The 25759-nt window shown below is 45.6% G+C and carries 21 protein-coding genes; 7 read left to right on the top strand and 14 right to left on the bottom strand.

What is annotated here, in order from left to right; translation table 11 throughout:
• The first annotated feature begins 855 nt into the window (after positions 1–855).
• A complete protein-coding gene (trhA, locus tag IS446_RS02905; protein ID WP_203058401.1) occupies positions 856–1482 on the top strand; it encodes a PAQR family membrane homeostasis protein TrhA in 627 nt (208 codons plus the stop codon).
• Positions 1483–1680: 198 nt separating this feature from the next.
• Here the strand turns inward: trhA and IS446_RS02900 are convergent, their stop codons facing one another.
• Together IS446_RS02900 and rpsO are read right to left on the bottom strand one after the other, a co-directional pair.
• Positions 1681–3948 carry a polyribonucleotide nucleotidyltransferase gene (locus IS446_RS02900; protein WP_203058423.1) on the bottom strand — a complete coding sequence of 756 codons (2268 nt, stop codon included), beginning with the start codon at positions 3946–3948 and terminating at the stop codon, positions 1681–1683.
• Between the two features lie 233 nt (positions 3949–4181).
• Positions 4182–4451, bottom strand: a complete 270-nt coding sequence (gene rpsO, locus IS446_RS02895) for a 30S ribosomal protein S15 (protein ID WP_203058393.1) — start codon at positions 4449–4451, stop codon at positions 4182–4184.
• Between the two features lie 147 nt (positions 4452–4598).
• Here rpsO and IS446_RS02890 point away from each other — a divergent pair, with 147 nt between their 5' ends.
• Positions 4599–5447 carry a hypothetical protein gene (locus IS446_RS02890; protein WP_203058385.1) on the top strand — a complete coding sequence of 283 codons (849 nt, stop codon included), beginning with the start codon at positions 4599–4601 and terminating at the stop codon, positions 5445–5447.
• A gap of 69 nt (positions 5448–5516) precedes the next feature.
• Here the strand turns inward: IS446_RS02890 and accD are convergent, their stop codons facing one another.
• From accD to tamL, 3 genes are all read right to left on the bottom strand, one after another.
• A complete protein-coding gene (accD, locus tag IS446_RS02885; RefSeq protein WP_203058383.1) occupies positions 5517–6377 on the bottom strand; it encodes an acetyl-CoA carboxylase, carboxyltransferase subunit beta in 861 nt (286 codons plus the stop codon).
• Between the two features lie 47 nt (positions 6378–6424).
• On the bottom strand, positions 6425–7498 hold the full coding sequence (gene fbaA, locus IS446_RS02880) for a class II fructose-bisphosphate aldolase (RefSeq protein WP_203058381.1): 1074 nt from the start codon (positions 7496–7498) through the stop codon (positions 6425–6427).
• A 63-nt stretch (positions 7499–7561) separates the two neighbouring features.
• Positions 7562–10096 (bottom strand): translocation and assembly module lipoprotein TamL, encoded by a 2535-nt coding sequence (gene tamL / locus IS446_RS02875; protein WP_203058379.1) that lies wholly within the window; start codon positions 10094–10096, stop codon positions 7562–7564.
• Between the two features lie 114 nt (positions 10097–10210).
• Between tamL and IS446_RS02870 the strand changes: the two genes are divergently transcribed.
• Positions 10211–10873, top strand: a complete 663-nt coding sequence (locus IS446_RS02870; RefSeq protein ID WP_317192154.1) for an RNA methyltransferase — start codon at positions 10211–10213, stop codon at positions 10871–10873.
• A gap of 6 nt (positions 10874–10879) precedes the next feature.
• On the opposite strand, the gene porT is transcribed toward IS446_RS02870, so the two are convergent.
• Positions 10880–11581, bottom strand: a complete 702-nt coding sequence (porT, locus tag IS446_RS02865) for a type IX secretion/gliding motility protein PorT/SprT (RefSeq protein WP_203058374.1) — start codon at positions 11579–11581, stop codon at positions 10880–10882.
• Between the two features lie 77 nt (positions 11582–11658).
• Positions 11659–12393: a bifunctional demethylmenaquinone methyltransferase/2-methoxy-6-polyprenyl-1,4-benzoquinol methylase UbiE gene (gene ubiE / locus IS446_RS02860; protein ID WP_203058373.1), complete on the bottom strand. Its 735-nt coding sequence runs from the start codon at positions 12391–12393 to the stop codon at positions 11659–11661.
• Between the two features lie 126 nt (positions 12394–12519).
• On the opposite strand from ubiE, the gene trkA reads away from it, so the two are divergent.
• Positions 12520–13869, top strand: a complete 1350-nt coding sequence (trkA, locus tag IS446_RS02855; protein ID WP_203058372.1) for a Trk system potassium transporter TrkA — start codon at positions 12520–12522, stop codon at positions 13867–13869.
• Positions 13870–13910: 41 nt separating this feature from the next.
• Complete coding sequence (locus tag IS446_RS02850; protein WP_203058421.1) at positions 13911–15368, top strand: TrkH family potassium uptake protein; 1458 nt, start codon at positions 13911–13913, stop codon at positions 15366–15368.
• Positions 15369–15439: 71 nt separating this feature from the next.
• Here IS446_RS02850 and IS446_RS02845 read toward each other — a convergent pair whose 3' ends face one another.
• Together IS446_RS02845 and IS446_RS02840 are read right to left on the bottom strand one after the other, a co-directional pair.
• Positions 15440–16630, bottom strand: a complete 1191-nt coding sequence (locus IS446_RS02845; RefSeq protein ID WP_203058371.1) for a pyridoxal phosphate-dependent aminotransferase — start codon at positions 16628–16630, stop codon at positions 15440–15442.
• A 27-nt stretch (positions 16631–16657) separates the two neighbouring features.
• Positions 16658–17764 (bottom strand): fatty acid desaturase family protein, encoded by a 1107-nt coding sequence (locus IS446_RS02840; protein WP_203058370.1) that lies wholly within the window; start codon positions 17762–17764, stop codon positions 16658–16660.
• A gap of 154 nt (positions 17765–17918) precedes the next feature.
• Here IS446_RS02840 and rsmG point away from each other — a divergent pair, with 154 nt between their 5' ends.
• The gene (gene rsmG, locus IS446_RS02835) at positions 17919–18554 is read left to right on the top strand and encodes a 16S rRNA (guanine(527)-N(7))-methyltransferase RsmG (protein WP_203058369.1); all 636 of its coding nucleotides are present in this window, start codon (positions 17919–17921) and stop codon (positions 18552–18554) included.
• Here the strand turns inward: rsmG and IS446_RS02830 are convergent, their stop codons facing one another.
• From IS446_RS02830 to IS446_RS02810, 5 genes are all read right to left on the bottom strand, one after another.
• Positions 18555–18833, bottom strand: coding sequence for a hypothetical protein (locus IS446_RS02830; RefSeq protein WP_203058368.1), 279 nt, complete (start codon positions 18831–18833; stop codon positions 18555–18557).
• Between the two features lie 859 nt (positions 18834–19692).
• Complete coding sequence (gene pruA, locus IS446_RS02825; protein WP_203058367.1) at positions 19693–21318, bottom strand: L-glutamate gamma-semialdehyde dehydrogenase; 1626 nt, start codon at positions 21316–21318, stop codon at positions 19693–19695.
• An 84-nt stretch (positions 21319–21402) separates the two neighbouring features.
• A complete protein-coding gene (gene apaG, locus IS446_RS02820) occupies positions 21403–21789 on the bottom strand; it encodes a Co2+/Mg2+ efflux protein ApaG (RefSeq protein WP_203058365.1) in 387 nt (128 codons plus the stop codon).
• Positions 21786–22985: a DUF3667 domain-containing protein gene (locus IS446_RS02815; protein ID WP_203058361.1), complete on the bottom strand. Its 1200-nt coding sequence runs from the start codon at positions 22983–22985 to the stop codon at positions 21786–21788. The genes apaG and IS446_RS02815 overlap by 4 nt, the downstream gene beginning before the upstream one ends.
• Positions 22986–22993: 8 nt before the next feature.
• A complete protein-coding gene (locus IS446_RS02810) occupies positions 22994–24250 on the bottom strand; it encodes a type IX secretion system plug protein (RefSeq protein ID WP_203058360.1) in 1257 nt (418 codons plus the stop codon).
• A gap of 159 nt (positions 24251–24409) precedes the next feature.
• Between IS446_RS02810 and IS446_RS02805 the strand changes: the two genes are divergently transcribed.
• On the top strand, positions 24410–25753 hold the full coding sequence (locus tag IS446_RS02805) for a Na(+)-translocating NADH-quinone reductase subunit A (RefSeq protein ID WP_203058358.1): 1344 nt from the start codon (positions 24410–24412) through the stop codon (positions 25751–25753).
• The last annotated feature ends 6 nt before the right edge of the window (positions 25754–25759 follow it).

The raw sequence follows: 25759 nt of genomic DNA, 5'->3' as shown, positions 1-25759 counted from the left end.
TACTTCGATGGATCATATGTGTATAGAAGAAGGAAGTTATCCCCTCCTTTCAAAGGAGGGGTGGCTCATGGCATCGCCATGAGACGGGGTGGTTCTCCAAGGATGGGAGTGGGAGACCAAGTGTTATCATGTGTGCGGACTTAGTAGTTGTCACCTCGAGCTTGTCTACCGAAAATATGCGCTCATATGGAAGGTATGGTGATCGCGCCGCGATCGTATCGAGAGGCAAGGGTGTCTTTGTGAGCCTGCCTGACGACAGACAGGGAGGCTGCAAGCCGACGTGGCAATCTCATGAAGTAAGGTGACAGGTGTTAAGGGTTAAGAAGTGAAGGAATAAAGGTAGCAAGGTGTCGTAATGCGTACGGACTTAACAGTTGTCACCTCGAGTGATCGCGAAGCGATCGTATCGAGAGGTGGAGGCGGGGTGGTTTGTTCAAACATCAACATCTTATTACTAAAAAACGATCTCCTTCCCCTCTCAGGGGAAGGTGGCTGGCCTTCCGGCCAGACGGAAGGGGTGTTTAAAGTTGACCCAAAGGCTCACTATAAAAACAGAGCTATCCCCTCCTTTCCAAGGAGGGCTGGCTCATGGCATCGCCATGAGACGGGGTGGTTCGTTCAAGCATCAACGTCTTATAACCAAAACAACGATCACCTTCCCCTCCCAGGGGAAGGTGGCAGCGCTTTAAGCGCTGTCGGAAGGGGTATTTGATGCATCAACGTTTCTTAATACCATTATGATCGATTTGTGAGTTGCAGTCTTCGTAACTTTGTACCCACGTACCCACGTACCCACGTACCCACGTAACTGCATAACTGTATAACCGCATAACTGTAAAACCCCAATATCCCATTATGAGAATCCAAAGTCCGCAAGAAGAAAAATGGAACACCTGGTCCCATAGTCTGGGAGCCGTGTTGGGGGTAGTTGGATTGGTAGTCCTGCTACTGGCCGATGCCGGGAAAACCGCATGGAGTACCGCAAGTATCCTTATCTATTCCTTATCAATGATCCTTTTGTTCTCATCCTCGGCCATATATCATTTTGTGAAGGGGGAGCGACAAAAATTCTTATGGCGTAAAATGGACCATATAAGCATCTATTTTCTTATCGCCGGCTCCTATACTCCCATTGCACTGGTTTCCCTTTATAGAGCCCCCGGATTGACCATATTTGCCATTGTTTGGAGCATCGTACTTATTGGGACCCTGCTAAAGGTTTTCTTTACCGGTCGCTTTCAACTACTTTCTGTGCTGCTCTACCTTATTATGGGATGGCTCGTCGTGCTGTATTGGGGTGATGTGATGGCTCGAGTACCCGAAAATGGAATTTACATGATGTTTATCGGTGGTGCCTTTTACACTACCGGAGTGATCTTTTACCTTCTAAAGAAGCTGCGATTTCAGCATGTGATCTGGCACTTTTTTGTACTGGCTGGTGCCATTGCCCACTTTTTTATGGTGTTGGAGGTGGTTAGGTAAGCGGGTAGGCCGGTAGCCTGGTATACAGGTAGATCGGTAAAGAGGTAAAGAGGTAAAGGTGTAAAGGTGTAAAGGTGTAAAGAGGTAAAGGTGTAAAGGCGAAAAGAAATGAAGTTATGTAGCTATTGGTAGACGTTTATACTATAACATAAAAAAGCCCGGCATAATTGCCGGGCTTTTTCTATTTAGATAAGTTGATTATCTGTTGTTGTTGCGGTCTCTGTTTCCACCGCCGCTACGTGAATCACGTCCTCCGCGGTTATCACGTCCTCCACGGTTATCGCGTCCTCCGCGGTTGTCTCTGCGACCACCGTCACGATCGTTTCTTGGAGCTCTCTCCTTATAGCCTTCCGGCTTAGGAAGAAGGGCTTTACGTGAAACTTTATCCTTCTTGGTCTTAGGATCGATACCGAAGTATTTTACTTCGAATACATCGCCCATGTTTACCACGTCGGTTACGTTATCTGTGCGGTTCCAGTCGAGTTCAGAGATGTGAAGCAGTACTTCGTTCCCCGGAGCCTCTACGTATTCTACTACAGCACCAAAGTCAAGGATCTTGATCACCTGTACTTCGTAAACAGTGCCTACCTCAGGTTTAAAGGTCAGGGAGTCGATCTTGGCAATAACCTTGTCGATACCTTCCTGGCTTGTACCAAGGATCTCTACAATACCCATTTCGTTCTCTTCGTTGATCACGATCTCGGTTTCAGTTTCTTTCTGAAGCTCCTGGATCACTTTACCACCAGGTCCGATAAGGGCTCCGATGAATTCTCCAGGCATAGTAACGGTAACGATCTTCGGAGCGTGCGCTTTCACACTAGCTCTTGGCTCGGCGATCGTATCGGTAAGTTTACCAAGGATGTGGATACGTCCTTCTCTTGCTTGCTCCAGTGCGTTCTCAAGGATCTCATAAGAAAGTCCTTTGATCTTGATATCCATCTGGCAAGCGGTAATACCGTTAGCGGTACCGGTTACTTTAAAGTCCATATCTCCAAGGTGATCTTCGTCTCCAAGGATATCAGAAAGTACAGCGTACTTTTCACCGTCGGTGATCAGTCCCATTGCAATTCCAGATACAGGGTTTGTTAGCTGAACTCCTGCGTCCATAAGTCCCATAGTTCCCGCACATACTGTAGCCATAGAAGACGATCCGTTAGACTCGAGTACTTCAGATACGATACGCACAGTGTAAGGACAATCTGCTGGGATCATTCCTTTAAGAGCACGTTGGGCAAGGTTTCCATGTCCGATCTCTCTTCTTGATGTTCCGCGAATTGGACGGGCTTCACCGGTTGAGAATGGAGGGAAGTTATAATGCAGGTAGAAGTTTTCTTCACCTTGCTCTGTTGGGAGGTCAATAACATTTGCTTGTTTAGAGGTTCCCAGGGTAACTGTAGCCAGCGCCTGAGTTTCTCCACGTGTAAAGATACTTGAACCATGTGTAGAAGGCAGGTAGTCTACTTCACACCAGATCGGTCTGATCTCGTTTGTAGCACGACCATCGAGACGAATTCCTTCGTCAAGGATCAATCTTCTAACCGCTTCTTTTTGAGCTTTTCCGAAATATTTGCCCACAAGATCTCCGTTCTCTTCGAGTTCTTCTTCTGAGAACAGCTCTTTACAAGCTTCTTTTACTTCAGCGAATTGCTCACTGCGCTCTTGTTTAGAGGTACCTGCCTTGGCAATGTCGTAACATTTCTGGTAAGCAAAATCGAAGATGGCTTTTTGCATCTCCTCGTTTTCCTTTTCACCTTCGTATTCGCGAGCAGGTTTCTTACCTCCTGTTTTTTCTACCAGGCGATTTTGAGCAGCGATCTGATCTTTGATAGCTTCGTGTGCAACCTTGATCGCATCGGCCATTTCTTTTTCAGAAACCTCTTTCATCTCGCCCTCAACCATAGCAACAGAATCTTCAGAAGCTCCTACCATCATGTCGATGTCGGCTTCTTTAAGTTGCGACTTGCTTGGGTTTACGATAAATTCACCGTTAACACGAGCAACGCGTACTTCAGAGATCGGATATTCGAAAGGAATGTCAGAAAGTTGAATACATGCAGAAGCTGCGAGTCCGGCAAGGGCATCAGGCATCACCTCGTCGTCGTGAGACATGAGTTGGATCATTACCTGAGTTTCGGCGTGATAGTCTTTTGGGAAAAGCGGACGCAGAACACGGTCTACCAAACGCATGGTAAGCACCTCCTGGTCGCTTGGACGCGCCTCTCTTTTAAAGAATCCTCCAGGGAATCTACCGGCAGCGGCAAATTTCTCACGATAGTCTACTGTCAATGGCAGGAAGTCTATATCAGGATTCGATGTTTTTGCAGATACTACGGTAGCCAGGAGCATGGCATCGCCCATGCGAATTACAACCGATCCGTCGGCTTGTTTGGCTAATTTCCCTGTTTCGATGGAAATGGTCCTACCATCTCCTAATTCAATAATTTCTTTGTGTACTTCAGGAATCATAAAGTTTTTCATTAAACCCGATACTTAGCGGGCTGATGTTATACAATTGGGTACTGTAATGTATACAGTGGGTGTTGTGTTGTTGTTGTGTAGTTGTAGTGGTTACCCAATGAAAAACTATGTAATTTAAGCTTTTTTGTAATAGTTGCGAGGAAAAAGCTACAAAAAGGGTTGTGTAATCAACTAATTTCTCGACAGGGAAACAAAAAAGGGGGCAAAATGCCCCCTCGTTTTTATTTTCTCAGTCCTAATTCTTTGATTATCGCACGATATCTTGCGATATCTTTCTTCTTCAGATAATCAAGAAGGCTTCTTCTTTTACCTACCAGGCGAACAAGTGAGCGCTCGGTGTTGAAATCCTTGCGGTTTTTCTTAAGGTGTCCGGTAAGGTGATTGATTCTGTGTGTGAATAGTGCGATCTGTCCTTCTGCAGAACCGGTGTTGCTTTCGCTACCACCGTGCTTTTTAAAGATCTCGGCTTTAACTTCTTTGTTTAGATACATGCCAATATTATTTAAATGATTTTTATGTATTTGTCAGCAACCCTTGCTAACAAGGCTGCAAATATAGCAATAAATTTAATTCGCCTGCGTTTTAAACCTATTATATTTTATGTAGTCCTAAATCAATAACAATTAAACTTAGATCCTATGAAAACTAAAGTGTTATGCGCATTCTTGTCTATGTCTGTGGCCTTGTTCACAGGCTGTTCCAACGATAGCGAAAACGAAGCGGAGCAGGCGCTTATTCCTGTTGAAGAAGTAGAGCTCGATCTTCAGTCGGAGTTTATCTCAGACCAGCTGGACGATATAGCAGAGGCCGTGTCTGCCGATGAAGTGGTGAGTGCTAAAGCTGAATCGGCTGAGAAGCCTGCCTTGCCGGAATGTGTAGTGGTGACTACCACGGCCGAAGGGGGGCTGATCACCCGGGTAGTAGATTTTGGTGCTGGTTGCACCCTGGCTAACGGTCTGGAGTACTCGGGTAAGCTTATTATGCTGATCGCTCGTGATCATGAATTGCGAAAGGCAGAGATCGTAGTCGAAACCGAGGACTTCTTCGTGAATGATCTCGCAGTTACAGGAAGAAAGGAGATCACACGTACATGGCCTGAAAGTCTTACGTTGGGAAATCCTGAATCGGTAGTGTCTACCGAACTAAGGATAGAGCATCCGGCAGGGGTTCATGCAGAAGTAACCGGTACGACCACCCGCGAATGGATCGAGGGATATGGCAGTGGTACCTGGGGCGATAATGTGGTGCTCATCGGCGGCGACCGAACCGTTAAGACCTACCTTAACGAGGTGCTGGTTAAAACCTACCAGGCAACCATTACTGAAAAGCTTCGCAGGGAGTGGGCGTGCAGATTCATTGTGTCCGGAGTTATGGATATCAGCAAGAATGTATTTTCGGCCTCTCTTGATTTTGGGGATGGGAATTGTGACAATAAGGCCATGCTCATCACAGAGGCTGGAGTAAGCAGGGAGATCGTACTGCGATAAAGGAAGTTCAAAGTCGTTTATAAAAAAAAAGCCCTCCATGTGGAGGGCTTTTCATTTTGTAATGTATCCTTATGATTTTCTTACAACTTGATTCTGGATCAGGTCAAGGTAAAGGTTTACTTTATCCTTGAGATTTCTACGATGAGAAATAAAATCCAGGAAACCGTGCTCAAGAAGGAATTCTGAAGTTTGGAAGTCTTTAGGGAGGTCTTTCCCAGTAGCTTCCTTAACTACACGCGGACCAGCGAAACCGATAAGGGCTCCCGGTTCGGCGATGTTGATATCTCCTAACATCGCGTAAGAAGCGGTAGTTCCACCTGTTGTAGGGTCTGTACATAGTGAAATGTACGGAATCCCTGCTTCTGCAAGCTGAGCAAGTTTAGCACTTGTCTTAGCCAGCTGCATGAGTGAAAGGGCAGCCTCCATCATACGGGCACCACCAGATTTGGAGATCATCATGAAAGGGATCTTGTTCTTGATCGAATAGTCGATCGCTCTGGCGATCTTCTCACCAACAACACTACCCATAGATCCACCGATAAAGGCGAAATCCATACAGGCAATTACAAGGTCTTTCCCTTTTGATTTTCCAACAGCGGTACGCACCGCATCCTTCAGATTGGTTTTCTTCTTGGCGGCCTTCAGGCGCTCAGAATATTTCTTGGTGTCTTCGAACTTTAAAGGGTCAAGAGCTTCCAGATCTGCATCCAGCTCCTTGAACTTATTGTCGTCAAACAGGATCTCAAAATATTCTTTACTACCAATACGAACGTGGTAATCGTCTTCCGGACTTACATAGAAATTCTTGGCAAGCTCATCGGCTTCAACGATCTTTCCCGTTGGCGATTTATACCACAACCCTTTAGGAGTGTCTTTCTTCTCTGTGGTTGCGGTTTGAATACCTTTCTCTTTTCTTTTGAACCAAGCCATTATTGTAGGATTTAATACATATGCTCGCCCTGGGGGCGGGGCAATTTTTATTTATCGTTAGAATTAATGTTGTTCAGGTCTTCAAAGGCCTTTTCTAAACGTGTTACAAAAGTTTTTTCTCCTTCTCTCAACCAAACTCTCGGATCGTAATACTTCTTATTAGGGACATCGTCTCCTTCAGGATTTCCGATCTGGGCGCCAAGATAATCTTTTTTACTTAACACATAGTCTCTGATTCCTTCCATGTAAGCGTACTGGAGGTCGGTGTCGATGTTCATTTTGATCACACCGTATCCGATAGATTCTCTGATCTCTTCAAGGCTAGATCCTGATCCTCCGTGGAATACGAAGTTGATCGTGTTGTGAGGAACGTTGTATTTTTCAGAAATATACTCCTGAGAATTTTTAAGGATCTTTGGAGTAAGTTTTACGTTACCTGGTTTGTAAACCCCGTGAACGTTACCAAATGCTGCTGCGATGGTAAAGCGAGGGCTCACCTTCAGGAGCTCTTCATAGGCGTAAGCCACTTCTTCCGGTTGGGTGTAAAGTTTAGAGTCGTCAACGTCGGTGTTGTCTACTCCGTCTTCTTCACCACCGGTAATACCCAGCTCGATCTCGAGGGTCATTCCCATTTTATCCATACGGGCAAGATAGTCCTTGCAGATCGCAATGTTCTCCTCGATCGGCTCTTCAGAAAGGTCGATCATATGCGAGCTAAATAGTGGTTTTCCGGTTTCTTTGAAGTGCGCTTCACTAGCGTCAAGAAGACCGTCTATCCAGGGAAGTAGTTTTTTAGCACAGTGGTCCGTGTGGAGGATAGCAACGACCCCGTAAGCTTTAGCAAGCTCATGAACGTGCTTAGCACCCGCGATAGAACCTGCGATGGCAGCCTTTTGGTTTTCATTAGAAAGTCCTTTTCCGGCGATGAACTGCCCTCCTCCGTTAGAAAATTGAATAATAACGGGAGAGTTGAGCTTTGCAGCAGTTTCCAATACTCCATTAATGCTGTTACTTCCGATGGTGTTTACCGCCGGAATCGCATATCCATGTTCTTTCGCATGCTCGAAGATCTTTTGAACGTCATCTCCGGTAGCTACTCCTGGTTTTATGTTCAGACTCATAGAATTAATATTATGATGTTATATGAAAAAGTAATCCTTGCAAAAATAATAAAATTAGACCGCTTAGAAAGGATAATTGATTCCAATGTTGTAAACGGCATTGGCGAAGTTATAGTTTGTAAACCAGCGGGATCCATTTTGTTCGGCGGGATTGTAGGTCTTGAATCCGATATCGAAGCGAAATACAAAATAGCTGAAGTCGTAACGCAGTCCGAAGCCTGTTCCCAGGGCGATCTCTGAAAGCGAGCTCAGGTCTTCAAAAACGGCTTCTTCCTGGGTGACATTGTCGAGCACGTTCCAGATGTTTCCGGCATCGGCAAAGAGGGCGCCTTTGAATTGGCCAATTAGACCGAACCGGTATTCCAGGTTCAGGGCGATCTTGAGGTTGGCCTCATTAAAATCGTTCAGGTTGTCTACCCGACCCGGCCCCAGGGAATAAGCCTCCCAGGCACGGTTGTCGTTAGAGCCTCCTGCAAAATACGAACGCAGAAAAGGTATACTTTGGGCGTTACCATAGGGAATAGCGATACCCAGAAAGCTTCTGAAGGCCAGAACCTGGTCTGATGTCAGGTTCCAGTATTTTATAAAATCGATGTCGGTCTTGACGTATTGGGAGTAGGCCACTCCGAAGATCTCGTTTTGTCCGTTATCGTTCTGAGGAAAATTCAAAAAGTTTGAAAGCAGGGAAAGGGTGTTACCCGCCAGTTCGAACTTGGTCTTGAACGAGTAGAAATTATTATCCTGAAACCCCTGTCGGTTGTTCTTTGACCAGGTGAATCCCGATCCCAGGATCAGGTTGTTTGCGGTAAGACGATCGCGTCTTTCTTCAATACGGTTTACCTCTTCCAGTTCATTTTCGGTTACGGGAAAATCGTTGTTAAGCACCTCGTTGGTGAAGGCGGTGGTCCCTTCCGGAATGATCAGGTTGCCTTGTTCGTTAAAGTAATCGGCCGGGAGGTCGTCCTGGTAGTTGTCGGCAATATCATTAAGGTCGTTATAGCTGTTTCGGTATACCTCGAAATAGCGGTCGGTGTTCAGGTTGCGAATGAACTGAATATTGATAAGTTCGAAAAGGTTCTTGCGAAATGGTGTCGGTGACCAGTTGTACCGGAGAATACCGTTCACACTTTGCTTGTCAAGACCAATATTTTGCTGAATGATCGTACCTATTGACATGCGGGTTTGAGGGGTCATGTATTTAGGGATGATCTTTGAGGTGTTGAACGGTGAGACGATACGTGGGAAGTTGAGGCGTATATCTCCTGAGATCTCTGCGATATTAAAAAAGTTTTCACCTGCGTTGCTGAGCTCAGATGATGACCCTATGGTCCCTCTAAGGGCGAATTCCAGGGTCTCGGCTCCTCTGAAGACATTTCGGCTCACCAGGGAGGTAGACAGGGAGATCCCGATATCCTGAATGTTAGAGTGGGAGACCTCCGGGTTGAATCCAAGGGAAAATCGTTTTCTGGGCGACAGGTACACATTGGTAATAAGCAGGGAGTCGCTGTCTTCCCTATATCGGTAAGCGATATTGGGGTATTTAAAGGTTTGCAGGTTTCCGATCTGTCTGGCGGTCAGGCTGCGATCCCTGTCGCGATAGATGTCGCCGGGAGCAATAGCCATTACATCGGTAAGTGCACTGGGTTTGTATTTTAATTTATCACGGAACCAGATCACATATCCTTCGTGGTGAATGCTGTCTGTGGCCGGCGAATTGAATTGGTAATCTGCATAGATGTTCACCTCGTCGATCTCATGGACCTTATAGGGTTTTACGTTTTGTGTATCTTCTACCCGGGTAACCATGTCGTTAATGGCCACGGTAACCGGCATTTTCCGGTCTTCTGATCCTGAGACGGTATCGGCCTCAAGGTCGAAGGCAATACTGGAAAGCTGGAACTTGTAGATTCCTGAATTCAGAAACAACCTGTTAAGGCGTTCTCTTTCTGCGCTGAAGTTGTTCAGGTCAAAGCGTTCCTCGGACTTCAGGTGAGATCCGGCAATATTGGCCTTGTAGATCGAATCGACAGCCAATGAAGGTATGTAGGTCTTTATCGTATCCAGAAGGTAGGGTTCCATGCTTTCTACGGCATAGGTCATGCCGGCTTTCTTCGCTCCGTAATTGGCGGTGTCCTTTTCGTAGGTTACCCTGGAGTTAAAATATCCCCTGTTGTCGTAATATTGCTTTAATCTGCGGGCGCTCCTTTCGGTGAGCTTTTGATTGATGATCACGGGCGCCTCCCCCGTTCTTTTGATGAAGTTATTGAGTCTGATCTTGTAATCTGCTATCTGGGCGAGCTGTTTGGGGGAGATCACCTTGTCTGTAAAACCGGGATCTTCCAGCTTTTCCTGTAATCGTGCAATGTAAATGGAGTCTCCGTTGGGTTTGGCCAGATTGTAAATATGAAGTCTGCTAAGTGCATTGGGCTGCTGAAGCACGATGCCTTCAATTTCCGGGTCTTTGATCTTTTCACCGTTAAGTAATATGGTATTTTTGCGTAACAGGTATTCGCCCTCATTCACATTTTTCACGGCATTGCAGGAGGCGATTAGGGTTAATAACAGGATTACCGTTATTTTTACATAAAGATCTTTCAATCGGGCAATTGGTTTGTTAGAGATCAAAAATACTACATTATTTCAATGGTTGGGAAAAGTCAATTAAAACTAATAAAAAGCTTACGCCTAAAAAAATATAGGGAAGAGAAGCGCATGTTCATCGCAGAGGGCCGTAAGGGCGTTTTAGAACTTCTGGATTCGGACCTGGTTTGTGAGGGGATTTACGCTGTAGATCCCGAAGCACTGCCACCTCTGCCTTTAGAAGTGGTTCCGGTAAGCAACAAGGAGCTTCAGCAAATGAGTGCTTTAAAAACACCTGCCGGAGTACTTGGCGTATTCCGGATCCCTGCACAGGAAGAGCCACTAAGCTCAGGCGTGGTTTTGGCTTTAGACGATGTGCGCGATCCGGGTAACCTGGGGACCATTATTCGATTGTGCGATTGGTTTGGTATTCCTCAGCTATTGTGTTCTCCGAATACGGTAGATTGTTACAATCCGAAGGTCGTACAGGCCACTATGGGGTCTTTGTCGCGGGTGCGTATGGCCTATAAGGATCTTCCTGAATTTCTCGCTCATGATGAGCGCCCGGTCTATATTGCCGATATGGATGGGATCAATACCTATGAGGCCTCCTGGCCGGAAGAGCTGATCCTGGTAATGGGGAATGAGGCTAACGGACTTTCTGAAGCGGTGCGGGAGCTGGCTACCGGGGTGCTTAGCATACCGCGTTTTGGCGAAGGCAACAGGACCGAAAGCCTTAACGTAGCTACGGCGACCGCTATTCTCTTAAGTGAGTTCAGGAGAAATAATCCCTGATCTCTGCTATTCAAAAGTGAAATTGATAAATATCGCCCGGCTGTAGAGTCCGTCGATGTTCCCGGTCCACGGACTGTTAGGGTCGTTGTCCGGGATGAGTTCATCGGTAAGGGCGAACACACCGCGTATTGACGGGGAAAATTTAAAGTAATACAGGTAAAAGTCGATCCCGAATCCTACTTCGTAGTAATAGGTGTTGGTGGTCATTCTGAACTTTCCTGAAGTGTTGTCTTCCTTGCTTCTTTCTTCGCTGCTCAGGTTGATCGATGTGGATACCCCGCCTACCAGGTAGGGTTTGAAATTCCCAAGACGTTTAGTGCTGGCCTTCAGTAACAGGGGGATGTGAATATAGGTAGACTTGGTTTCTCTGATAAAATCGGGAGAGTCGGTGGGAAAGTTCGGGAAGCCCAGATCTCTTTGGGTGTAGAACAGTCCCGGTTCGAGCCTGAGATCGAGGTGGTCGTTCAAGCGCAATTCTCCGATAAGTCCTACGTTAAATCCGTTAGACTTTCCGTCAAGGATATAAATGCCATCGTCATTTTTATAGTCGATCTTAAAGCCGTATTGATTCATTCCGAGAAAGTAGCCCCAATTAACCAACTTCTTGTCTTCGTTCTCGAGATTGAGAATGGGGTTTTCATTGAACTGCGCATAGGATGCTACGCTAACGAAAATGGCGAAAAAGGCTATTAAAGATGTTCTGGTCACTATGGTCGATTTGTGTTACAGTTCTTAAATATAGAAACTATAATGCATACGTGGGGGCGGGCATCATTTATTTTAAGTTAGGCTTTTGAAGCTTCATAGATGGTGGCGACTCCAAAAGTCTGCGGCTTATCGCTTACCTCTATAAACCCTGTTTTTTTCAAAATATTGTTGAAGGCCTCTCCAAAAGGAAAAACAGATGCCGATTCAGACAGGTAGGCATAGGCCGAACGGTCTTTAGAAAAGATGCGTCCTATAAGAGGGAGGATCATCTTACTGTACATCTGATACCCTTGCTTGAAGGGGAATTTTACCGGAACAGAGGTTTCCAGTACCACAAAGATACCACCTGGTTTAAGCACGCGGTGAATTTCTGCCAGTCCCTTTTCCAGGTCTTCGAAATTACGTACCCCGAAAGCTACGGTGATGGCATCAAAGGTGTTTTCTTCAAATGGCAGAGCCTCACTATCTCCTATGACCATATTGATCCTTGATTCCAGATTTTTATCCTTCACCTTGGTCTTACCCACTTCGAGCATACCCGGAGAAATGTCAAGTCCGGTAACCTTGGCTTTTGGCATGGCTACGGCCATTTGTATGGCAAGGTCTCCGGTTCCGGTGGCAATGTCAAGGGCATTTTCAGGGTTGGTTGCAGCAATGGTCCTAACTACCTTCTTGCGCCATTTTACGTCGATACCAAAGGAGATCACGCGATTGAGTCCGTCGTAATTACCGGAAATGGTATCGAACATCTGGGTGACCTGTTGTTTCTTGCCTAACTCAGAATCTTTATATGGGGTGACCTTTTTTGCCATAGAATAAGTTTTTGGCAAAGATAGTATAATGTAAATATCTGAAACACCTAAATCAGAAAGGGATGGCCGATCTTAGTTAAGAATTTTATTTTAATCTATATTTGTTTTAGAATAGCACATACTTCAATGAAAATAATTATTGCGGGTGCTGGTGAAGTAGGGTTCCACTTGGCGAAATTACTATCGTATGAATCCCAGGACATCACGCTTATTGATATCGATAAAGAAAGTCTGAATTACGCAGATACCCACCTTGATATAAAGGTCTTAAAGGGTGATGCCACCTCTGTTTCGGTGCTTAAGGAATCGAGGGTAGACAGTTCGGACCTGGTGATCGGGGTTACCGCTTCTGAGACTACCAATATCACATTGTGTTTTCTGGCAAAGCAGTTGGGATGTAAGCGAACCATAGCACGTATTTCCAATACAGAGTTCATCTATAATAAGGAGGAGCTAAAATTCGCTTCTCTCGGGATAGATGAGCTTATTTCTCCCGAACAGCTGGCATCAGAAGAGATCCAGCTACTTCTAGATCAGAGTGCCTTTAATGACAGTTACGAGTTCGAAGATGGTGCGCTTATCATGGTAGGGACCAGCCTTCAGCGCACAGCGCCTTTTGTGGGTAAGACCGTAAAGGAGGCTGCGAGCATATTTCCCGAACTACATTTTGTGCCTATTGCCATACAGCGATTCGGAACCCAATATACACTGATTCCCCGCGGAGATACTGTGTTTAAAGAGGGCGATCAGGCCTATTTCGTAACCTCGAAAGAGGGGGTGGATGAACTTTATAAGCTTACCGGGAAAACCCGAACCGATATTAAGAACGTTATGATCCTTGGAGGGAGTAAGATCGGATTTAAAACGGCGCGTGATCTCTGTGGAAGTAAGTTCAAGGTGAAGCTTATAGAGAAGGATAAGGCCAAGGCCTTTGATCTGGCCGACATGTTGCCTAATGCCCTGATCATAAACGGGGACGGGCGCAATGTGGAGCTTCTGGAAGAGGAAGATATTCAGGATATGGATGCCTTTATCGCGGTAACCGGAAATTCGGAAACCAATATCATGTCTTGCCTTGTGGCGAAATCCAAGAATATCAAGAAGACCATTGCCCTGGTAGAGAACATGGATTACTTTCAGCTATCACATTCCATAGGTATCGATACCCTTATCAATAAAAAGCTTCTGGCTGCGAATAACATTTTCCGCCATGTTCGTAAAGGGGAGGTGGTTGCACTTACCCGGTTGAACAACCTGAATGCCGAAATGCTTGAGTTTATCGTAAAAGCGTCTTCGGAGGTGAATGGAAAGATGATCAAGGAACTCGATTTCCCCCGATCGGCCATTATTGGCGGTGTGATCCGGGAGGGTGAAGGGATCATCGCTCTGGGAGACTTTAAGATCCTAGCCGGCGACAGGGTGGTCTTATGTTGTTTGCCGCGATCGATAGCGAAGGTTGAAAAATTATTTCTCTGATTTTGATAAAGAAATTAAACACCAGGATCATTATCCACTTAATGGGGTTGCTACTGCTCTTTAACGGGGGCTTTATGTTGCTTGCAGCCCTGGTGAGTGCGCTTTATAAAGATGGTTTTACCCTGGAGATAAGTCTGGCCGGACTGACCACTGTTTTTTTTGGGACCCTCATGATGTTCACTACCCGTGAGCACAAGAAGGATGTAAAGAAACGGGAAGGGTATATGATCGTTACCCTGGGTTGGCTCTGTATGTCGGCCGCAGGGATGCTGCCTTACCTCTTTACCGGCGCCATACCTTCTGTTACCGATGCCTTTTTTGAGACCATGAGCGGATTTACCACTACGGGGGCGTCTATTCTTGACGATATAGAAGTGCTTCCTGAGGGTATTCTGTTCTGGAGGAGTATGACCCACTGGATCGGTGGTATGGGGATCATTGTACTGGCCATTGCTATTTTGCCTTTACTTGGAATTGGAGGGATGCAGCTTTTTGCTGCTGAAGCACCCGGGCCCAGTGCCGATAAGTTACACCCCAGGATCACCGATACTGCTAAACGGTTGTGGTTCATTTATGTGGGGTATACGGCGGCAGAGACTTTATTGCTTTACCTTGCCGGGATGAACTTCTTTGATGCCATCAATCACGCTATGGCAACCTTGTCTACAGGTGGTTTCTCTACCAAGAATGCAAGTTTGGCATATTGGAATGATAATCCCTTGGTGCAGTATATCGTGATCCTCTTTATGTTTTTGGCCGGGACCAACTTTGTTTTGAGCTATTATATGTTCAAAGGGAAGTTCACTAAGCTCTATAAGGACGATGAGTTTCGGTTCTATGCCGTGATCATTGGGGTGTTGACCGTATTGGCAGCATTGGTGGTGTATCTGCGGGCTAATGTGCCTGTGAGCGATTATCACCCCATGGTGCTCGGGGCCGGTGAGAGTGCTTTCAGACATTCCCTGTTCCAGGTGATCTCGGTGATCACGACCACCGGATTTGTTACGGCCGACTTCACGGGGTGGACACCCTTTCTTACGGTATTGTTCTTCGGGCTCATGTTTCTGGGTGGGTCTGCAGGTTCCACTTCAGGTGGGGTAAAAGTGGTACGGCATATGCTAATGATCAAGAACGGACTCCTGGAATTTAAGCGCACCCTGCATCCCAATGCGATCATTCCGGTGCGATTTAACGGGAAGATGGTTTATGAGAACATCGTATATAACATTCTCGGATTTTTCATTCTATACATGCTTTTGTTCATCTTTGGAGCCTTGGTGCTGGGGGTCATGGGACTCGATTTTGAAACGGCAATTGGTGGTGCAGCTTCCTCCCTTGGTAATGTCGGTCCTGCCTTTGGTGATCTGTATCCGCTGGCTAATTTTAACAGCCTGCCGGTATTGGGTAAATGGTGGTGTGCGTTTTTGATGCTGGTTGGAAGGCTCGAGGTGTTCACCGTACTCATTCTGTTCTCGCCTATATTCTGGAAAAAGATATGATCGTTGTTTGACGATCATAAAAAAACGAGGCCGTTGAGCCTCGTTTTTTTGTGTACGTGTGCTTACTGGTCTTAAGCGGTTAGCACGTCTTTTATTCTTTTGATAGCTTCCTTAAGCTCGGCTTCAGAAGCGGCATAAGAAATACGAATACAGTTCGGATTTCCAAAGGCTTCACCGGTAACCGTTGCCACGTGTGCTTCTTCCAGGAGAAGCATGGAAAGGTCGGTGGCATTGTTGATGGTTTTTCCTTTGATAGTCTTTCCAAAGAAGTCTGATATATCCGGGAAAACGTAGAAGGCTCCTTCCGGCACGTTTAGTTTCATTCCGGGGATCTCTCCGAGGAGTCCGAGAACCAGGTCTCTGCGCTCGTGGAATTTTTCGATCATGTAACCGATCTTACTTACCGGAGCTTCAAGAGCAGCGATGGTGGCGCGTTGTGCGATACAATTGGCACCACTGGTGATCTGTCCCTGGATCTTATTACAGGCGCGTGCCAGGTACTCCGGTGCTCCGATGTATCCGATACGCCATCCGGTCATGGCAAATGCTTTAGAAACCCCGTTCACGGTAACCGTACGGTCGTACATGCCTTCGCAGGAAGCCATGCTGAAATGTCCTCCGGAGAAGTTAATGTGTTCGTAGATCTCGTCAGAAACAACGATGATCCCGGGATGCTTGCGCAACACAGCGGCAAGAGCTTCGAGTTCTTCTTTACTGTATACCGAACCACTTGGGTTGCAAGGCGAGCTGTACCACAACATTTTTGTTTTTGGGGTAATGGCTGCCTCGAGTTGGTCGGGAGTCATTTTAAAATCGTTCTCTATGGTGGTCGCTACCTCTACCGGAATACCTTCAGCAAGTTTTACGATCTCAGAGTAGCTTACCCAATAAGGTGCGGGGAGGATAACTTCATCCCCCGGATTGATCACCGCCATGGCAACATTGGCCAGGGACTGCTTCGCACCTGTAGATACTACGATCTGAGAGGGTTTGTATTCGAGGTTGTTGTCTCTTTTGAATTTGTTGATGATCGCTGTTTTCAGGTCTCCGTAACCATCAACTGGAGAGTAGCTGTTATAATTCTGATCGATCGCTTCTTTTGCGGCCTCTTTGATAAAGTCGGGAGTGTTGAAATCGGGTTCTCCAAGACTCAGGCCAATGATGTCCTGACCTTCAGATTTGAGTTCCCTTGCCTTAGCAGCCATGGCCAAGGTGGCCGATGTGCTCATGTTTAAGATCCTTTCGGATAGCAATTTGCTCATAGGGTGTGCTTTGTTGGTTTTTTGATATTAGGCTAGTTCCGGATTCTGCCCTAAAGCTTTCAGGTGTCTGAAATGCGATAGAATGGCTTTCCTGGTGGTTTTGTACTCGTAATAAGGGAGGTTGAATTCCTTAGCTGTTTCCTTAACGATCTTTGCGATTGCTGTATAGTGAATGTGGCTTATGTTCGGGAAAATATGATGCTCAACCTGGTGGTTAAGTCCTCCGGTAAACCAGTTAACCAGTTTGTTGTTAGTTGCAAAATTCGAGGTAGTGAACAACTGGTGGATCGCCCAGGTATTCTTGATCGTACCTGCTTTGTCCGGAGCTACGGTTTCTGTTTCTTCAACAATATGAGCAAGCTGGAATACAATACTCAGGATAAGCCCTGCGGTGTAATGCATTGCAAAGAATCCGATAAGGATCTTCCACCATGCGATGTCAAGAACAACCATTGGGATCACGATCCAGATACTGAGGTAAATGATCTTTGTGATGATAAGGATGCTCCATTCTTTCGTAGGGTTAGGGAATTTACCGTAAGATAGTTTACGCTTCATATAGCTGCGCATTTGTTTAAAATCGGTAGTGATCGCCCAGTTCAGGGTTAGGAGTCCGTATAGGAATACCGAATAGTAATGCTGAAAGCGGTGAAATCTTCTCCATTGACTGTGCTTGGAAAAGCGAATGATGCGACCTGCGTCGAGATCTTCGTCATGGCCAGGGATATTTGTGTAGGTGTGGTGCAGTACATTGTGCTGTACCTGCCAGTTGTACACATTCCCGGCAAGGATGTAAATGCTGGCTCCCATGATCTTGTTGAGCCATTTTTTAGAAGAATAAGAACCGTGGTTCCCGTCGTGCATGACATTCATTCCTACACCTGCCATCCCAACTCCAATGACAATGGTAAGCAATAGCTGAAGCCACTGGTTCATGTCGAGGGTGAGGATCAGGAAGTAGGGGGTGAGGAAAATAGAGAACATGATCACCGATTTAAGGTGTAGTTTCCAGTTTCCGGTTTTTTTGATGTTGTTTTCTTTGAAGTACTCGTTTACTCTTGAATTTAGTGTCTTGAAGAACTTAGCTGTGTCTCTCCTTGAGAATCGAATGGTTGTTCGATGATTTTCTGTCATAATGATGATTGCATTTTCCGGAATATACAAATGAAATTCCGAATCATAAGATATAGGTTAATGGGCAAAAATAAGAATATTTAAAAAGTAGTAACTTTAAATCTTCTGTAAAAAAGAGACTTATTTGGTTAATTTTGTCGAAAATTTAAAGATCATGACCCTACAGACCGTTCATTCGCATTTCCCGGATCTATCGTCAGAGCAGGTTGCTCAAATGGAGCGACTTGAGGCTTTGTACACCGAGTGGAATGCTAAGATCAATGTGATAAGCCGTAAGGATATCGACGAATTGTATGTGCGTCATGTCTTGCATTCTCTGGGTATCGCCAAGGTGCAAGCCTTCAAGCCGGGGAGCGATATTCTCGACGTAGGTACCGGCGGTGGATTCCCGGGAATACCACTTGCGATACTTTTTCCCGAGGTAAAATTTCATCTTGTAGATGCTATTGGTAAAAAGATCAAAGTAGTGCAGGCTGTTGCCGATGCTCTTGAACTCGATAATGTAACGGCAGCTCACCAACGGGCCGAAAAGGTTAAAGGCCAGTTTGACTTTGTTGTAAGTAGGGCTGTTACCCGTATGCCTGATTTCGTAAAATGGGTGAAGGGTAAAACAAAAAAGGATTCTGTTCATGAGCTCAAGAACGGAATCCTCTATTTGAAAGGCGGAGACCTGAGTGAAGAATTAGCCGCCTATAAAAATGTAACTCTTTACGATCTTAAAGATTATTTTGACGATCCTTTTTTCGAGACGAAAAAGGTGGTTCATCTTCCCCTTAAGTACAAACCGTGATCACATGTTGATCAGTGATCGGTAACTGTATCGATACCGATCCATAAAGCCGGAGATGCCATCTGTGACTTTAGTGAGCAGGTTGCGTTTAGTTCTTAGTTGTTGTCTTTCGCGCAACCGGTCCTCGAAACGCTCGATCTTTTGAAGTAGAGCAGATTTATCTCTTGCCGTAAAAACATGTTCCATTTTGGTGGTATTCATGGTTTCTTCTGCTTCGCCATTGCACTCGGTGATGGAATATTTTACGCTTAAAATGCAGTATTTATCTTCGTTCTTCATGGTCGTTACGGTTTTGATTCTTAAGGTAAATATACAATTTTTTTACATTAAAAAAAGATTTACGTAACATTCTCTTAACATTAAGGTAACATTGAAGTGAAGGGAATGGGGAGTAGGGAGTAGGGAATAGAGAATTGGTTGGGCAGTTGGGAGAGGGGAGGATGGATCACGGTGAGATGGAGGTTGAAAGTGAAGTCTGCGTTCATCAATTTTGCGATTCATCAATTTTGCAGATCTGCTTTACCGTCTAACCGTCTAGCCGTCTAACCGTTTCACTGAGGCAAGAGAAAAGAGAAAAGAGTAAAGAGTAAAGCGTAAAGAGTAAAGAGAAAAGAGTAATGGGTTTTGAATTCTAAATTTTAGATTTTGAATTACGGATGTTTTGATTGCCCCCTGACAGTTTGATTCTGTATCACTACATCACAGTATAATCGGAGCAAAGAGCCAAGAATATAGAAGAAAGACGATGTGGTGTAAGCCTTTTGGAGCCGTACTAAAAGTTGAAATATGACATCATTAATAATTGCTTGATCTCGAGTACACTCACCATATCACCGTATGACTGCATCACTGCGTCACTGCCTCAACGGAGCAAAGATTCAAGAATAAAGAGGAAAGACGATGTGGTGTAAGCCTTTAGTGCCGTACTAAAAGTTAAAATAAGACATCATTAATAATTGCTTGGTCTTGAGTCCACTCACCGTATCACCGTATCACCGTATCACCGCGTCACTGTATCACCGTATAACTGTATCACCGCATCACCTTGTAACTTCGTAACCTTATAACTTCATAACCTTGTAGCATAAAAAAACCGGCTCGCAAAAGCGGCCGGTTTTTAAAAGTAGTTATTCCCTTGTTATCCCAGGAACGGATAACGGTAATCTGCAGGAGAAACAAAAGTCTCCTTGATAAGTCTTGGAGAAACCCATCTCAGCAGGTTCTGCATAGAACCGGCCTTATCATTGGTTCCTGAAGCTCGCGCTCCACCAAATGGCTGCTGGCCTACAACGGCACCTGTCGGCTTGTCGTTGATGTAGAAGTTTCCGGCACAGTTCTCCAGTGCCTTCACAGCTTCTTCAATAGTGTAACGATCTCCTGAGAATACGGCTCCTGTTAATGCGTACTCAGAAGTGTTGTCAACGAGCTTGAGTGTTTCGCTCCATTGGTCGTCTTCATAGATGTATACGGTTACCACTGGTCCGAATAATTCGGTGGTCATGGTTACGTATTGCGGATCGGTAGTAAGGATCACGGTTGGTTCTACGAAATACCCTTTTGATTTATCGTAGTTTCCTCCGGCGATCACTTCCGCTTCCTTATCGGCCTTCGCACGATCGATATACCCTGCGAGTTTATCAAAAGAACCTTCGTGGATCACGGCAGTGATGAAATTGCTCATGTCTTCCGGCGATCCCATTTTAAATGATGCGATATCTTCTTTTACGAAATCAAGCACTTCGTCGGCCAATGATTTCGGTAAGTAAACGCGTGAGGCAGCGCTACATTTTTGTCCCTGGAATTCGAATGCTCCACGGCTAATGGCGGTAGCTACCTGCTTGGCGTTGCTTGAAGGGTGGGCGATGATAAAGTCTTTACCTCCGGTCTCTCCAACGATTCTCGGGTAGGTCTTATATTTATCGATGTTGTTTCCGATCTTTTTCCAAAGTCCTTTGAATACTTCGGTAGATCCCGTAAAGTGGATCCCGGCAAAGTCAGGGCTGTCAAGGAGGGTATCGGTGATCATTACCGGATCTCCGTAAACAACGTTGATCACGCCATCGGGTAAACCAGCTTCTTTAAACACGTCAACAATCACCTTCGCAGAAAAGATCTGGTGGTCACTTGGTTTCCAAACAACCACGTTCCCCATCATTGCTGCACTTGCAGGAAGGTTTCCGGCAATAGCGGTAAAGTTAAACGGAGTGATGGCGTATACGAATCCTTCAAGAGGTCTGTATTCTACACGGTTCCAGATCCCGTCGTCAGAGAGGGGCTGGTCGTTGTAGATCTGCGACATGAATTCTACGTTGAATCTCAGGAAGTCGATGATCTCACAGGCCGCGTCGATCTCTGCCTGGAATATATTTTTGGATTGCGCCATCATCGTGGAGGCGTTCATTTTATCTCTGTAAGGACCGGCAATAAGGTCTGCGGCTTTAAGGAAGATCGCAGCGCGGTGCTCCCAACTAAGAGCTGCCCACTTTGTTCTGGCTTCCAGGGCGTTCTTCATGGCTTTTTCCACATGCTCCTTTTCTGCCAGGTGATATGTTCCTACCACATGTTGGTGATCGTGTGGGGGAGACATGGTTCGGGTGTTCCCGGTTCTGATCTCTTCGCTACCAATATAAAGAGGTATATCTACCGTGCTGTTGTAAAACTCTTTGTATTGCTTTAGCACTGATTCGCGTTCCGGAGTTCCCGGAGCATAAGACCTTACCGGCTCATTAACCGCCGGAGGTACTTGAAAAAATCCTTTTCCCATTTTATACTTTTTTGAGGTTGTTGCTCGACAGCAAATGTAATAAATGGGAATTGCTAAAAAAAATCAAAAGAAACTGATTATTCCTTAATTAAGCGTGAAAGGAGCGCTGAGTCTGAAGGTGGGAACATATACCTTGAAATGCTGGGTACTGGCATAGTTGATCATCATATAATGACCTTTCATGGCGCCGATAGGTGATGTAAGCAGGCAGCCTGAGCTATAGGTGTGGGTTTCTCCGGGGTGTAGCACCGGTTTTTTTCCGATCACTCCTTCGCCATCTACCATTTCCAGCGGATTAAGGGCGTCGTAGATCTCCCAGTGCCTAGCCAGCAGCTGTACAGGGTCTTTACTTTGGTTTTCGATGGTGATGTGGTAACCAAAGGCAAAGTGATTCCTGTAGTTCTTGAAGAAGGTACCTTCATAACTGGTTTTCACAGAGATCTTTATGCCTTTTGTTACTTTCGTGATCATCCTGATCTATAGGTTAAAGCGCTACCAGAGAGGAAGATAGCGATACTTATACTCGCTAAAAATACAAAAATTGTGTTCAGGATGAGGAATTTTAAAATAGTTTTAAGACGTCCTTGTCGATAAAACGCCCTCATGGCCTTGTAGAGGTAGAAAGAAAATAAGATCACTGCGATCCAATTGACTCCGTAACCTGTGAGCCATTCGATAATGGCGGCGAACATAAGGAGAATGATAAAGAGCGATTGGCAATGAAAGCTGAATATGAGGTGGTCCATATAGAAGAAAGGTCTTCGGATGTAAAGTGCCCATATAAAAATGGCGAATATGGGAAGGAAAAAGAAGATGAAGAAAGGGAGTCGTGAAATGGCCGTGTTTAAGAAGGTGCCCGGCTCCTGGCGAACGCGATAAGAGCTCCTCCCTATTCTGAAGGCCCACAATTCTGAACCCTCCAGTTTGGTGGGTAAAAGGCTTCTGGCCTCTTCTTCTGTTTTAAAATGTTCGTGTTTTACCGCCCGGTGGTAAAACTCGCAAAACTTTCCAAAGCGTTCGAAGTCGCTAAGGGTATCTGAGATCATTTTATTGTAAAACTCAACCGGGTCGACCTTGACAAGAGAGTCCTTGCGGTTTTGGGAATCTAAGATGAGATTCATGCCGTAACGAACGGTGTCTATCGCCGACAGGATGGAGTCCTTGGTCTGCTGGTTGTTGATCTCCCGGTTAATATCGCCAGAAAGAATACCTTTTTTCTCCAGGGAGTCTATGATGCTTTCTGCTTTTTGAGGATCTTCATTGATGAGTTCTGTGGCAGTTTTTGAGGTGTCATTCAGATTTTCGAGGTTGGTGGTATACCCGATCATCAGGAAATAAACGATACAAAGACTCAGGAGAAAACGAAACGGATTGGTATACGATACCCGTTTCCCTTCGATGTATTCTCTGGTGATCTTGCCCGGTTTTAGCAGGAGGGCTTTTAATGTTTGTCGCAGTTTGGAGTCGTAAGAGATCAGGCTGCCAAAAAATTCATCAAAGAGGTCGGTAAAGGTGACTTTCTTAGTTGAGTTCAACTGGCCGCAATTCGCACAATATTTATCGCTGGTATCCAGGGGGTGGTCGCAGTTCAGGCAGCGTTGCCCTCTGTATTTGAACTGCTTTCTGGCGGGCAGGTAGCTTTTTTTGATCTCGGGTTTGTCGCTCATATCGGTGGTTAGTTGGATATGTCTACAGAACTGATGTTGGCCATACCGATCACACTGTCGTACTGGGCGCCAAAGTCCCTGTAGTACACCGTGATGAGGTATTCGTTCTCGGTTTGCCAATGGTTGCCGCTAATCGCATTTTGGTCGATGCTGCCATCGGTGTTTCTGATCACATATTTGAAGTTGTAAAAGCCTTGTTTTAAGAAGATGGTGGTTTCGAGGGTGTTGTTCTTTTCGTTAAACCGAAGTTTATTTTCTTCCTGTAATTCGTAGTTGTTGAACTTTCCGTATACATAGATGTCTTTTAATCCCATCCAGGGCTCGTAAGCGAGGCTGAAATGCACAAAGCAATAGTCGGCCTCGGTATTGGGGTCGTTCTGTACGCCTTGTCCGAGATTCACTAAAAAATCTCCGTTGATATCGGGGAAGTAGGTATAGGGTTGTTCTCTACGTGTTGTATTGGTGTATAAATAGGTGTTGTAGCGGTTCTTGAGTTCGATGCGTGAGATGGTATTGGTGCTCACCCTGATGTCTTTGGTGTCGGTGTTGAGGTATTCATTGCCGCCCTCAAAGGTGGTTTCTTTTTCGTATTTGTAAAGTAGCTGTCCGCCGGAAATGAACTGGGGTTTGATGTCTCGTTTTTCGGTTTGAAAATTACTGTTCTGCAAGATGCTCACTTTAACCTCCTGTTGCGGATTCACCAGATTGAAGTCGCCCTGGTTGATCGAGAATTCTATTCGCTGCCCTGTGTTGAGGAGTTCAAAATCCCTCGGGCGCTTTGCTATGCCGCCGACGCTAACGGCGTTTTTGAAGATGATGAACCTGCGTGAGAATACCAGGTGGTCTGCCTGGTCGTAGATCTTGAGAATGTAGTTTCCGGTGAGGCGCAGGCCTGTTTGACCGTTCGGAAGCTGGAGATAATAGGAAGTGTAGGGTTGCAGGGTGGCCAGAGAATTGTCGTACTGCTGAATACGTTGATTGTCGAGTCCGTCGAGGTATTGATTCTTGACGAGGTTGGAGGGGGTCCAGTCGTAATTACAATGTTCTATACGGTAGTAATAATCGGCTTCGTCTGCATAGAGGTCGTCGAAACGTAGCTGCATTCTTTCGCCCAAACGCACGATCGGGAACTGGGCGGCATTGTTGTTGCCTGTAAACACTACAGACCGGATGTTCTCCGGTGGAGCGATCTCACTTTGAACCTGCGCAAGAATGAGCGGTATGTTGTGTAATAAAAGTAACAAAGTAAGGGCGATTCGACGCATTTGGTTGAGTGTATTTTTTCTAAAGATAAACAATTTTAAAAGTGCTTTTTTGCAGGCTTTTCCTTCACCAAAAATATGGGTATTTATTATGGGAACAATCTTATAATTATTAAATTTGCTGGAATTTTTGAGTTAACTAATTTCATTAGCATAGATAGCATGTCAAACGACATTAAGATTAGAAAAGGCTTAGATATTAAGCTGCAAGGTGTGGCAGAGAAAACAGTTTCTACTGCTCCCAGGTCTAAGAAATTCGCTATTAAACCTACAGATTTTCACGGTGTGACCCCTAAGATGGTGGTCAAGGAAGGTGCTTCCGTTAAGGCGGGAGAGGTGATCTTCTTTTCCAAATACAGCGACAGCGTTAAGTTCGTAGCTCCTGTTAGCGGAACCCTTACGGAGATCAGAAGAGGTGCCAAGCGAAGAATTCTTGAAGTAATAATTGAAGCGGATACTGAAGACACTTACGTGGACCACGGTTCTAAAGATGTTTCTCAGATGTCTGGAACCGAGGTTAAAGAGCACCTTCTTGCAGGAGGTTGCTGGCCGTTCATCAAGCAGCGTCCGTACGACGTGATCGCAAATCCGGAGGAGGCTCCTAAGGCCATTTTCGTTTCTGCCATGTCTACCGCGCCACTGAGCGCCGATGTGGAGTTCCTGTTAAAAGATCGTATGGACGATTTTAAAACAGGACTTGAGGCAATAGCCAAGCTTACCTCTGGAAAAACCCACGTGTGTTACGATGCCAAGGGCAGCGGACTTTTTAGTGGGATCAACGGGGTAGCACTTCACAAGGTTTCAGGACCACACCCGGCCGGAAACGTTGGGGTGCAGATCCATCATATCGACCCGATCAACGCAGGAGAGCGCGTTTGGGTGGTAGGACCTGAAGATGTAGCTATCATTGGTTCTTTCTTCCGTACCGGTAAATTCCAGGCAGACCGAATGGTTGCTCTGGCAGGTACAGAAGCGCCAAAGAATGCATATTATACCATGCGCATCGGAACAAATGTTCACGATGTGGTAGGTAAGATCTCTTCATCGGTAAGGATCATTAGCGGTAATGTGCTTACCGGAGATCATATAGCAAATGACGGATACGTTGGTTATTACGCCAATGAGATCACGATGATCCCTGAAGGTAAGGAGCACCGTATGTTCGGTTGGTTGCCATTCAAGGATAACCACATCCCGAGTATGTCGAGAAGTTCACTTTCATGGTTGTTCCCGAACAAGCGATACAAAGTGAATACGAACCTGAACGGGGAAGAGCGTGCATTAGTGGTAACCGGTGAAATGGAGCAGGTAATGCCTATGGATATCTTCCCAATGCAACTGCTCAAGGAGTGCATGGCTGCGAATATCGAAAAAATGGAAAACCTGGGTATCTACGAGGTTGCTCCTGAAGATTTCGCGTTGATCGATTATACTAACACCTCTAAAATTGAGGCCCAAAGCATCATCAGAGAAGCATTAGACCTGATGATCCAGGAAGTGGGTTAAAAATAG

This window comes from Robertkochia sediminum (assembly GCF_016786255.1).
Lineage (GTDB): Bacteria > Bacteroidota > Bacteroidia > Flavobacteriales > Flavobacteriaceae > Robertkochia > Robertkochia sediminum.
This window is presented reverse-complemented; position numbering and strand designations above follow the sequence as displayed.